This window comes from Phaeobacter gallaeciensis, assembly GCF_001678945.1.
Taxonomy (GTDB): Bacteria; Pseudomonadota; Alphaproteobacteria; order Rhodobacterales; family Rhodobacteraceae; genus Phycobacter; species Phycobacter gallaeciensis_A.
Map to the genome: position 1 here is coordinate 2,260,341 of NZ_CP015124.1, position 9,259 is coordinate 2,269,599.

Below are 9,259 nucleotides of genomic sequence, written 5' to 3' on the forward strand. Positions count from 1 at the left end.
ACATAAGAGCAGTCCGCTTTGGTTTCAAACAAGGCACCAATGCCTAGCACGAGGTTCACATGGAGTCGCCCTTGATTCAGATTTTGGTTTTGGCCGGCATCGCCGTCTTTCTGATCCTGCGCCTGAAAAACGTTCTGGGCACCCGTGAAGGGTTCGAAAAGCCCACCCAGCCGCAGCAGGCCCCGGCAGAGAAACGCCGCCCCGACTTCGAAGTGATCGAAGGCGGCCCGGATCTGGATATCACTGATTACGTCGCTGAAGGTTCGCCCCAGGCCGACGCGCTGGCCGCGATGAAGCGGGCAGAGCCGTCGTTCCAGGTGCAGGACTTCGTACACGGTGCACGCGGCGCCTATGAGATGATCCTGATGGGCTTTGAAAACGGCGAACTCGACGATCTGGAGCCGCTGCTGGCTGCCGACGTCTACGAAAGCTTTGTTGATGCCGTGGCGCACCGCGAAGATCAGGGGCTGACCATCGAGGCCGAATTCATCGGGGTGCGTGAAACGACCCTTGCGGATGCGCGGTTCGATGAGAGCACCCGCACTGCCGAAATCACCATGCGGTTCGTGGCTGAATTGACCTCGGTCGTGCGCAACAGCGAAGGTGAGATCGTCGAAGGCGATCCCAAGGCCGTAAAACGCCAGAAGGATACCTGGGTCTTTGCCCGTTCGATGGGCACCGACGATCCGAACTGGCAACTGGTGGCCACGGACGCATGATTGGGGCGCTACGGGCGGCATTCCGGGCAGCAGCCATTATTGGTGCTGCCATGACCGCTTCGGGCGCATCCGGCGAGACTGCCTATTCCATATTGAATTTCTCACAGCTGGACGGCTGGGACAGGGACAACCACGCAGAGGCGCTTGAGGTGTTTTTGGGGACCTGTCCCGACCTTGACGACCCCGATTGGCAAAGCCTTTGCGCGCTGGCGCAATCGCAGACGCCTGCCGGGGCCAAGCAATTCTTCGAGCTGTTCTTTCGCCCTGTCCTGATCGAGGACGGCGCAGATCCCCTGTTCACCGGCTATTTCGAACCGGAATTGCAGGGGTCGCGTTACCGGACGGACCGGTTCCGTTATCCTGTCTACAAAATGCCAAACGAAGCGCGCCAGACCAACCTGTGGCTGCCGCGCCGCGATATCCTGACGAGTGGTGTCATGGACGGGCGCGGGCTGGAAATCGCCTGGGTCGATGACCCGGTTGAGCTGTTCTTTCTGCAAATTCAGGGGTCCGGCCGGATCAAGATGCCCGATGGTGCTTCGGTTCGCGTCGGCTATGGGGGGGCCAATGGGCACCCATATAAATCGGTTGGCGCTGAAATGGTCCGGCGCGGCATCTACAAGGCGCATCAGGTCAGCGCCCAGGTGATCAAGGCCTGGGTGCGGCGCAATCCCATGGCGGGTCATGAGCTGCTGATGCACAACCCGTCTTATGTGTTCTTCCGCGAGGTGAAAAAAGTGCACCCGTCGAAGGGGCCATTGGGGGCGATGAACCGTTCGGTTACGGCGATGCGCAGTATCGCGGTGGATCCGAAGTACACGCCGCTGGGGGCGCCGGTCTGGGTGGAAAAGGACGGCGCGGAGCCGATGCGCCGCCTGATGATCGCGCAGGATACCGGATCGGCGATCAAGGGTGCACAGCGGGCGGATATATTCTTTGGCACCGGGGATGGCGCCGGCGAGGCGGCCGGCCGTCTGCGGGATCCGGGGCGGATGATCGTTTTCCTGCCTATTCAACGCGCCTATGCGATGTTGCCGGAAGATTTCTGATGACCCGGCGCAAACTGACATCGGATGAAATCGACCTTTGGCACAAGGTCGTCAAACACGCGGAGCGTCTGCATCCGGGCAGTCATACGACGCCGCCTGATTTGCCGTTGCCCAAGCCAAAGCCGAAAAAGACACCGCATCCGCACTCCGAACCCCAGATCGAAGCCTTCCGCCTGGGCAGTCGCGCGCCGTCAAAGCCTGGCAAACACGATCTGAAGAAACCTGTGGCGCAATCGCTGTCTTCGGCGCCGGTGCAGATGGATGAAAAGGCGTTTCGACGGATGAAACGCGGCAAGCTGCGTCCCGAGGGCAAGCTGGACCTGCATGGCATGCGGGTGGATACAGCGCACCCTGCCCTGACCCGGTTCATTCTGTCGGCGCAGGCCTCGGGGAAGCGGCTGGTGCTGGTCGTGACTGGCAAGGGCAAGGATCGGGACGAGCCGGGACCAATCCCCACCCCGCGCGGCGTGCTGCGTCACCGGGTGCCGCAATGGCTGGCCTTGCCGCCGTTGTCGCAGGCGGTGTTGCAGGTGACGCCGGCCCATATCAGCCATGGCGGTGAGGGTGCCTATTACGTCTATCTGCGGCGCGGACGCTGATCGTCGCGCGGTTATCGCTGGCTGTCGGTGATATCGATGAGCGACAGATCCTGAATCTGCTTTTTCTCCACCATCGGTGGCGGCAGCACCCCATCAAAAATCAACCCTTTGCGTGAAAACGCTTGCGATGATTGCCGCGCCGAACTGAGGATCGCGAGGAGCGCGGGCGAAGTGCCAGCAACCAAATGGCCAGAGCTGGCGGAATCGGCGTAATCGGTGGTGTCGATGATGCTGATCGGCAAATCCTCCAGACCATCGGTCGATCCCAGATTACCCAGCCGCGCGCGGCTGGACGTGCCCCGCAGCCGTTGCGACAGGGTCAAAATCTTGTCCTTGCGGGAAATGAAAACCAGAAATGGCTGCGGAACCGGGTTGAGGCGGCTCATCTGGCTGCGAAAGACGTCCAGATCCAGATCCGGCGACATCAGCACCACGCCGTCAAGGCTCCTGTCAGACCAGCCGGGTGTGCGGATTTCAATCTGGCGCAATGTCTCCATCGCCAGCATCGACCCCATGGAATGCGCCACCAGAACGATCCGCCGCGCGTTGCTTTTGCTGAGTTGTTTCAGCAGCCGTTCCAGCCCGTCGCGGGCAAACATCACGCTGTCGGCATCATAAGCATAGCCAAGCGGACTGCCGAGGCTGGGCCAGGAATAGACCACGGTGGCACCGGGAACCTTGGTATCATGGGTCAGCTGCGCCGCGCGAAAGGCGGTTTCGGATTGGGTGGAATTGAACCCATGCACAAAGACGGTGATGTCACGCTCGTCCGGTTCAAATTTTGCCAGTTCGCGGTTCAGTCGATCCATGAAAACCGCAGGTGTCTCAATCTTTCGCCGACCCGCCATGGTGAACTCGGTCTTCGGGTCCGGTGTGTCATAGGCAAACAGCAGCTGCCCGGGCTGGTGGTTGGGCGGGATCGAAACGGTCAATTCCAGCAGGTGATAGTCTTCGGTCCTTCCATTGCCAAACCCGCCTTCGGGCAGCGGGTCACGGATCGTGGCGGCAAAGATCGTCTTTGCCGTTCCGATCTCCAGCGCTTCGGGGATGGTCGGTGTCGACGGCCGAATGCCACAGGCGGCAGCGGCAAAAAGGGATAGAAACAAAACCTTCCGGAAAAACAACATGCCAAATATCCAACCTGTTTCACGCCTTGGATATACCGGAAACCGCCCGGTTCCAACTGGCAGGACCAGCCGCAACCGGGCGGTGTTGTTTACAGGACGTAGCGGCTCAGATCGTTGGAGCCGCCCAGCTCACCAAGGTTCTTGGAGACAAATTTAGCATCAACCACAACAGCCTCGCCGCCCCGGTCCGGCGCGGTAAAGGACAGCTCTTCGAACACCCGTTCCATCACCGTGTAAAGGCGCCGCGCGCCGATGTTTTCCACCGACTGGTTCACCTCGGCCGCGATTTTCGCCAGCGCTGCGATACCCTCTTCGGTAAAGGTGACCTCGACCTCCTCGGTGCCCATCAGGGCGGTGTACTGGCGGGTCAGCGCATTGTCTGTCTCGGTCAGGATGCGGATGAAATCCTGCTCGCTCAGCGCGCGCAGGTTCACCCGGATCGGCAGACGGCCTTGCAATTCCGGCAGCAGGTCTGACGGTTTTGCAATGTGGAAAGCACCGGAAGCGATGAACAGGATATGGTCCGTTTTGACCGGTCCGTGTTTGGTGCTGACGGTGGTGCCCTCGATCAGCGGCAGCAGATCGCGCTGCACGCCTTCGCGGCTGACGTCGCCACCACGGGCATCGGAGCGGGCGCAGACCTTGTCGATCTCATCCAGGAAAACGATGCCGTTCTGCTCCACCGATTCCAGGGCAACGCGGGTGACCGTCTCGTCGTCCAGCAGCTTGTCCGCCTCTTCCCCGATCAGCACGTCATAGCTTTCGGCGACGGTGAGGCGCTTCTTCACGGTGCGCCCGCCCATGGCTTTGCCGAACAGGTCGCCCAGGTTCATCATGCCGCCCATGGCCCCGCCGGGCTGGCCGGGAATATCGAACATGCCGCCCATCGGGTTCGAGGTATCGGTGACCTCCAGTTCGATGACGGTGTCGTCCAGCTCGCCGGATTTCAGTTTCTTGCGGAACACTTCGCGGGTGCTGTCGCGGGCCTCGGTGCCGGCGATGGCGGTGATGACGCGCTCCTCGGCGGCCTTGTGGGCCTTGGCCTTGACGTCTTCGCGCATGAATTCGCGGGTCTGCATGATCGCGGTGTCCACCAGATCGCGGATGATCTGTTCGACGTCACGGCCAACATAGCCGACCTCGGTGAACTTGGTGGCTTCGACCTTGATAAAGGGCGCGCGGGCGAGTTTCGCCAGACGGCGGCTGATCTCGGTCTTGCCGACGCCGGTGGGGCCAATCATCAGGATGTTCTTGGGGTAAACCTCGTCGCGCAGGTCATCGCCTAGCTGCTTGCGCCGCCAGCGGTTGCGCAGGGCGACGGCGACGGCGCGTTTGGCGTCTTTCTGGCCGATGATGAACCGGTCCAGTTCGGAAACGATTTCGCGGGGTGTCAGGTCAGTCATGGGATTTCCCGTATCAATGAGAGGGTGGCAGCCGGTGAAGCGGCACCAGCCCGGACAAGGGTGAAAGAAGCGCGGCGCGGATGCGGGTCCAGAAAGCCCCCAGCGCCACAAGGAACACGCCCAGAACCAGAATGGTCGATGCGGCGCCTTCGCCGTCGAACACCGTTCCGGCCAGGGTCACGCTATAGCCGATCGCGGCAATCAGGAATGACCGCCGGTCGATCACGATGGCAACAAAGGCAAAGGCCAACAGCACGGCCAGCAGCAGCAGATGCGCGCCGCTGCTGCCGTTTTCCAGCAGGCTGAGCGCGATGGTATTGACCAGCGCCGGGGCAGCGACCACGTGCAGCCAGAACCCCTGCGCCGAGCGCCGGGTGACCCGGTGCGGATCGCTCATGTCGAAGACCATCGCCACGACAAAGACCGCAAGGCCCACCAACAGCGTGATCCAGGCGAAGGGACCGCTGGCCGACAGTAGGAAGAAATCGCCGATATCGGCGGGGGTACCCATGCGGATCGCCCCCATCAGCAGTGCCAGTGCAAAAACGCCAAGCGCGATCAGGGCCATGGCAAAGGGCACCCGGAACCGCAGCCAGTAGATGGCGATGGCGACCGTGGTCAGCGCGAATGGCAGCTGCATGCTGGAATAATCGGTCTGGGCAATCATGAAGGGCTGGGAAAACTGCGCCGACAGCCCTGCCCCGGCATTCAGCGCCCAGAGGACAGACAGCGCAATGGCCGGCGCCACCATACGTCGGCGGCGGATGAAATATTCTGACAGCGCCCACAGAACCGCGGCGCCGATCACCGCGGCGGTGACCGTCTTGCTTTGATATCCGCCCAGGCTGCCCGCCAGCATTGCTGCCGTGACCGCCGCCCATCCGGAGGCGAGGATCAGCAGCCCGATGACGATGAAGATCTCGTTGAACCCCTTGAATAGCTCAAACGGTTCATCGCCTTCTGCCAGGTTTTCACGCGCGCCCCGGCGGCTGTCGGCCAGCGCCAGCAGCGAGGCAGCCTGCACCTCGCTCAGCAGGCCCGATCCCACGGCGGCGCGCAGATCATCGCGGTCGATGCCGGACACCCTATTTCTCCGGGCTGATGGTTTCGACGGTCAGCCTGCCGTTGGTGTAAACGCAGATATCGGCGGCGATCGCCATGGATTCGCGGGCCACGGTTTCCGCCGATTTGTCACTGTCCATCATCGCGCGGGCCGCCGCGAGGGCGAAATTGCCGCCCGAACCGATGGCGGCTACGTCATGTTCCGGCTCCAGCACATCGCCGGCGCCAGTGATGACCAGAAGGTCCGTTCCATCGCTGACGATCAGCATCGCTTCGAGCTTTTGCAGGTATTTGTCGGTGCGCCAGTCCTTGGCCAGTTCGACGCTGGCGCGCGCCAGTTGGCCCGGCGTTGCTTCCAGCTTGGCCTCAAGCCGCTCCAGTAGGGTAAAGGCATCTGCGGTGGAGCCGGCAAAGCCCGCGACCACGTCATAGCCGCCGGGGGACAGGCGGCGAACCTTGCGGGCGCTGCCCTTGATCACGGTCTGGCCCAGCGACACCTGCCCATCACCGGCAATCACCACAAGCCCGTCTTTCTTGACACCGATAATGGTGGTCCCGTGCCAGCCGGGGAATTGATCGTCTGCCATGCATGCCTCCAGTGTTGTTGCAGCCATATATGGGCGTTGGGTCCTTATTGCTCAACCGGGTATCTGACCTGCGGCTGCCTTTGCCCAATCTATTGCCGTGCCTAGCCTTCAACTTGCGTTGATCCATCTGGCGGGCAGGGGGCTGTTGCCGGGGTTCCTGACCCGAAAACTATGAGAGATGCAGGGCAAACCCATGCGTTATCAAATGATTGCAAGCCAGGCGATGAAACGGCAAAGCATGCCAAAGGATGGATCGGCGTTCGGCCCCGGGCAAATGTGCCGATCGGCGGCCGTTATCAAACCCGCTGATGCGCCCCTTGCACTGTATTAGAAGAGCGGATCACGGCGTTAACAAACTGATCATTTGTTATGCAATAGGCGCAGATCGGGACTGTCAAACGGGCAATTGTGAGACTCACCCGCCTCTCCTACATGGGCGATAACACCGGCATGGGGCCGGTTGTTTTGTTACAGGACCCATAAAATGGCCACAACAGCAAATATCCATGCACCCCTCGGTGCGGTTGCCGTCCTCCGCATCGTCGACACCGTTCTGAACGCAAAAGCTGCCTTCGCAGAAGCCCGTGAAGCCCGCATCACCCGCCGTGCGCTGTACCGTCTGTCCGACGTCCAGCTGGCCGATATCGGTCTGACCCGCGAAGACATCTCGAAGATCTGATAGGCAGACCTTCACATGACCTTATACAGCTAGCAAAGCCGTCCGAACCCGGACGGCTTTGTGCATTTCAGGGGGCTTTTATTCCGACCACCTGTAGCGTCCGGCCAGATCGGGCAGCCAGGCCTCGATCGCAGCCGTTGCGATGACATGCGGCGCCTTGCCATCCACACCCGCCACATCCAGCCCCCCGAAAACGGCCCGCACTTTTGCCCGGCCACGCGGCAGATCGGCGGCCACCAGATCACAGTCCACCGCTTCGGGCTTTTGCACGGCAATAGTCACCTCAACCCGCATTTCGGAATGATCGATGCCCAGTTCGGAAAACAGGGTAATCGAGGAATGATGCAGCGCATCCTGCACCGCACGCCGGGCCGCCTTGGTGTAGTCCTGCCCGTAAAGATCGTTGCCGGTGCCCATTTCCAGAATGATACGTTTCTCCGTCATCACACCGCCTCCATTTCAAAAGAGACAATGACGGCGGCATTGGCGATGACCGTCTTACCGCCACCCGGTTTGTCGATGTCCAGACCACCTTTGGTGATGCGGATGTCGGGGCGGCCATAGGGAAAGATCTCCTTCAGCGCATCGGCATCCACGGAGTCCGGCTGCTGCACCCCGATTTCGGCGTCGATGATCATGGCTTCCTTCGGGAAATCGAACAGTTCGGCCATGTTGACCGAATTGTGCCACAGGGCATCCCTGATCGCGCGTTTTGCCGCTTCGGTGTAATCGGCGCGGCGCAGGGATGTGCCCATGCCGAATTCCACCAGTACCCGCGTTTTGGCCATGACGGTCCTCCTTTTTCTGGCGGCCACTTTGCCGGGGATCCGGCGCAGGGAAAAGGGGCAGTCTGCAACAGCCACAATTGCGACACGGGGCCGTCGCTGTGACGCTAGAGCGAATGGCGGCATGCGGGGACAAGCGTGGCAACCGTCAGAGGAGGGCGCCGACATGACCGACCAGATCCGCCTGAAAGATAGTCCGGAGTGGGATTATCTGCTACGGGATTTCTATGAGTTCTACCGCCGCCTGCCTGCGGGTGGCAGCGTCAAGATCCGCAGTCATCAGCGCATGGTCCGTGAACGCATCAGCCGGGTTCTGAAATCCAATGCCGAGGTTCGCGCCGGTGCCAGCGTTGATAAACCCGTGACGGCGCATCTGCAGCGGGCGCTCGACAACGGACGGCAGGAACGCCACGGCGCCTTTATCCGCGCGATCGAGGCGGTGCGGCAGCATCTGGTCTGGCAATACGGCTATGAAAAGGTGCCCCGCGGGTTGGAGCGCAAATACGCCTATGCCGAACTGGCTGGTCCCACCGGCCCGGTGATGACCGACGAGGTGATCCTCGGGCTGGTGCTGTTCGCGCCAGGCTGCACCTATCCGGCCCATTCCCATGATGGCATCTCGGAGAGCTATATCTGCCTCTCTGGCGCGGTGTCGGAGAACGATCAGGGGGTCTATGCGCCGGGGTCGCTGATCTTCAACCCGCCGGGACAGCTGCACCGCATCACCGTGGCGGATCATAACCCGTCGCTGCTCTGCTACGCTTGGGTTGGCGATCAGGAGAAACTAGCCAACCAGAAGATGGTGTTCACGCGCGCACCCAAATAGGCGCAGATCACCGGACGGGTTTTATTGCGGGCCCAAATGAAAAAGGGCGCCACCGGGGCGCCCTTTAAAAATTCTCGCTTCAGATCCAAGCGGATCAGATGCTTTCGTTGATCCAGCTTTGCAGCGCGGCCTTGGGTGCGGCGCCGGCGCGGTTGGAGACAACCTGACCGTCCTTGAAGATGAACAGCGCCGGAATACCGCGCACGCCCATGGCGGCAGCAGCGTTCGGGTTGCTGTCAACGTCGACCTTGGCGATCTTCACCTTGTCGCCGTATTCGGCGGCCAGCTCTTCCAGAGCGGGGCCGATCTGCTTGCAGGGGCCGCACCATTCGGCCCAGAAGTCTACGACAACGGGAACTGAGGAGTTCTTGACTTCGGCGTCAAAGGTTTCGTCGGTGACGGCTACGGTGGACATGGAAATGT

The 9,259-nt window shown here is 61.3% G+C and carries 12 protein-coding genes; 5 read left to right on the forward strand and 7 right to left on the reverse strand.

Features of this window, described 5'->3' with window-relative positions; genetic code table 11:
• Positions 1-59: 59 nt before the first annotated feature.
• The 3 genes from JL2886_RS10815 to JL2886_RS10825 are packed head-to-tail and all read left to right on the forward strand — an operon-like array spanning position 60 to position 2,367.
• A complete protein-coding gene (locus JL2886_RS10815; protein WP_065272008.1) occupies positions 60-719 on the forward strand; it encodes a Tim44/TimA family putative adaptor protein in 660 nt (219 codons plus the stop codon).
• On the forward strand, positions 716-1,768 hold the full coding sequence (locus tag JL2886_RS10820; RefSeq protein WP_065272009.1) for a murein transglycosylase A: 1,053 nt from the start codon (positions 716-718) through the stop codon (positions 1,766-1,768). The genes JL2886_RS10815 and JL2886_RS10820 overlap by 4 nt, the downstream gene beginning before the upstream one ends.
• On the forward strand, positions 1,768-2,367 hold the full coding sequence (locus tag JL2886_RS10825) for a Smr/MutS family protein (protein ID WP_065272010.1): 600 nt from the start codon (positions 1,768-1,770) through the stop codon (positions 2,365-2,367). Before JL2886_RS10820 ends, JL2886_RS10825 begins: the two co-directional genes overlap by 1 nt.
• A gap of 11 nt (positions 2,368-2,378) precedes the next feature.
• Here the strand turns inward: JL2886_RS10825 and JL2886_RS10830 are convergent, their stop codons facing one another.
• From JL2886_RS10830 to hslV, 4 genes are all read right to left on the reverse strand, one after another.
• Positions 2,379-3,494 (reverse strand): alpha/beta hydrolase, encoded by a 1,116-nt coding sequence (locus tag JL2886_RS10830; RefSeq protein WP_065272011.1) that lies wholly within the window; start codon positions 3,492-3,494, stop codon positions 2,379-2,381.
• An 89-nt stretch (positions 3,495-3,583) separates the two neighbouring features.
• A complete protein-coding gene (gene hslU, locus JL2886_RS10835) occupies positions 3,584-4,897 on the reverse strand; it encodes an ATP-dependent protease ATPase subunit HslU (protein WP_065272012.1) in 1,314 nt (437 codons plus the stop codon).
• 13 nt (positions 4,898-4,910) lie between these two features.
• Positions 4,911-5,981: a hypothetical protein gene (locus JL2886_RS10840; RefSeq protein WP_065272013.1), complete on the reverse strand. Its 1,071-nt coding sequence runs from the start codon at positions 5,979-5,981 to the stop codon at positions 4,911-4,913.
• 1 nt (position 5,982) lies between these two features.
• The gene (gene hslV, locus JL2886_RS10845) at positions 5,983-6,546 is read right to left on the reverse strand and encodes an ATP-dependent protease subunit HslV (protein ID WP_065272014.1); all 564 of its coding nucleotides are present in this window, start codon (positions 6,544-6,546) and stop codon (positions 5,983-5,985) included.
• A 484-nt stretch (positions 6,547-7,030) separates the two neighbouring features.
• Here hslV and JL2886_RS10850 point away from each other — a divergent pair, with 484 nt between their 5' ends.
• Positions 7,031-7,225, forward strand: coding sequence for a DUF1127 domain-containing protein (locus JL2886_RS10850; RefSeq protein WP_065272015.1), 195 nt, complete (start codon positions 7,031-7,033; stop codon positions 7,223-7,225).
• Positions 7,226-7,303: 78 nt separating this feature from the next.
• Here JL2886_RS10850 and JL2886_RS10855 read toward each other — a convergent pair whose 3' ends face one another.
• A complete protein-coding gene (locus JL2886_RS10855) occupies positions 7,304-7,669 on the reverse strand; it encodes a Lin0512 family protein (RefSeq protein WP_065272016.1) in 366 nt (121 codons plus the stop codon).
• Positions 7,669-8,013, reverse strand: coding sequence for a Lin0512 family protein (locus JL2886_RS10860; protein WP_065272017.1), 345 nt, complete (start codon positions 8,011-8,013; stop codon positions 7,669-7,671). The genes JL2886_RS10855 and JL2886_RS10860 overlap by 1 nt, the downstream gene beginning before the upstream one ends.
• 163 nt (positions 8,014-8,176) lie before the next feature.
• Between JL2886_RS10860 and JL2886_RS10865 the strand changes: the two genes are divergently transcribed.
• Positions 8,177-8,836 carry a dimethylsulfonioproprionate lyase family protein gene (locus JL2886_RS10865; protein WP_065272018.1) on the forward strand — a complete coding sequence of 220 codons (660 nt, stop codon included), beginning with the start codon at positions 8,177-8,179 and terminating at the stop codon, positions 8,834-8,836.
• A gap of 94 nt (positions 8,837-8,930) precedes the next feature.
• Here JL2886_RS10865 and trxA read toward each other — a convergent pair whose 3' ends face one another.
• Entirely contained in the window at positions 8,931-9,251 is a 321-nt protein-coding gene (trxA, locus tag JL2886_RS10870; RefSeq protein ID WP_065272019.1) for a thioredoxin, read from the reverse strand.
• Between the last annotated feature and the right edge of the window lie 8 nt (positions 9,252-9,259).

Bases quoted from the DNA above. Each gene is read 5' to 3' on its own strand.
- hslU (WP_065272012.1), bottom strand. From the start codon at position 4,897: ATGACTGACCTGACACCCCGCGAAATCGTTTCCGAACTGGACCGGTTC.
- JL2886_RS10815 (WP_065272008.1), top strand. From the start codon at position 60: ATGGAGTCGCCCTTGATTCAGATTTTGGTTTTGGCCGGCATCGCCGTC.
- JL2886_RS10825 (WP_065272010.1), top strand. From the start codon at position 1,768: ATGACCCGGCGCAAACTGACATCGGATGAAATCGACCTTTGGCACAAG.
- JL2886_RS10820 (WP_065272009.1), top strand. From the start codon at position 716: ATGATTGGGGCGCTACGGGCGGCATTCCGGGCAGCAGCCATTATTGGT.
- JL2886_RS10860 (WP_065272017.1), bottom strand. From the start codon at position 8,013: ATGGCCAAAACGCGGGTACTGGTGGAATTCGGCATGGGCACATCCCTG.
- trxA (WP_065272019.1), bottom strand. From the start codon at position 9,251: ATGTCCACCGTAGCCGTCACCGACGAAACCTTTGACGCCGAAGTCAAG.
- JL2886_RS10865 (WP_065272018.1), top strand. From the start codon at position 8,177: ATGACCGACCAGATCCGCCTGAAAGATAGTCCGGAGTGGGATTATCTG.
- JL2886_RS10850 (WP_065272015.1), top strand. From the start codon at position 7,031: ATGGCCACAACAGCAAATATCCATGCACCCCTCGGTGCGGTTGCCGTC.
- JL2886_RS10830 (WP_065272011.1), bottom strand. From the start codon at position 3,494: ATGTTGTTTTTCCGGAAGGTTTTGTTTCTATCCCTTTTTGCCGCTGCC.
- hslV (WP_065272014.1), bottom strand. From the start codon at position 6,546: ATGGCAGACGATCAATTCCCCGGCTGGCACGGGACCACCATTATCGGT.
- JL2886_RS10855 (WP_065272016.1), bottom strand. From the start codon at position 7,669: ATGACGGAGAAACGTATCATTCTGGAAATGGGCACCGGCAACGATCTT.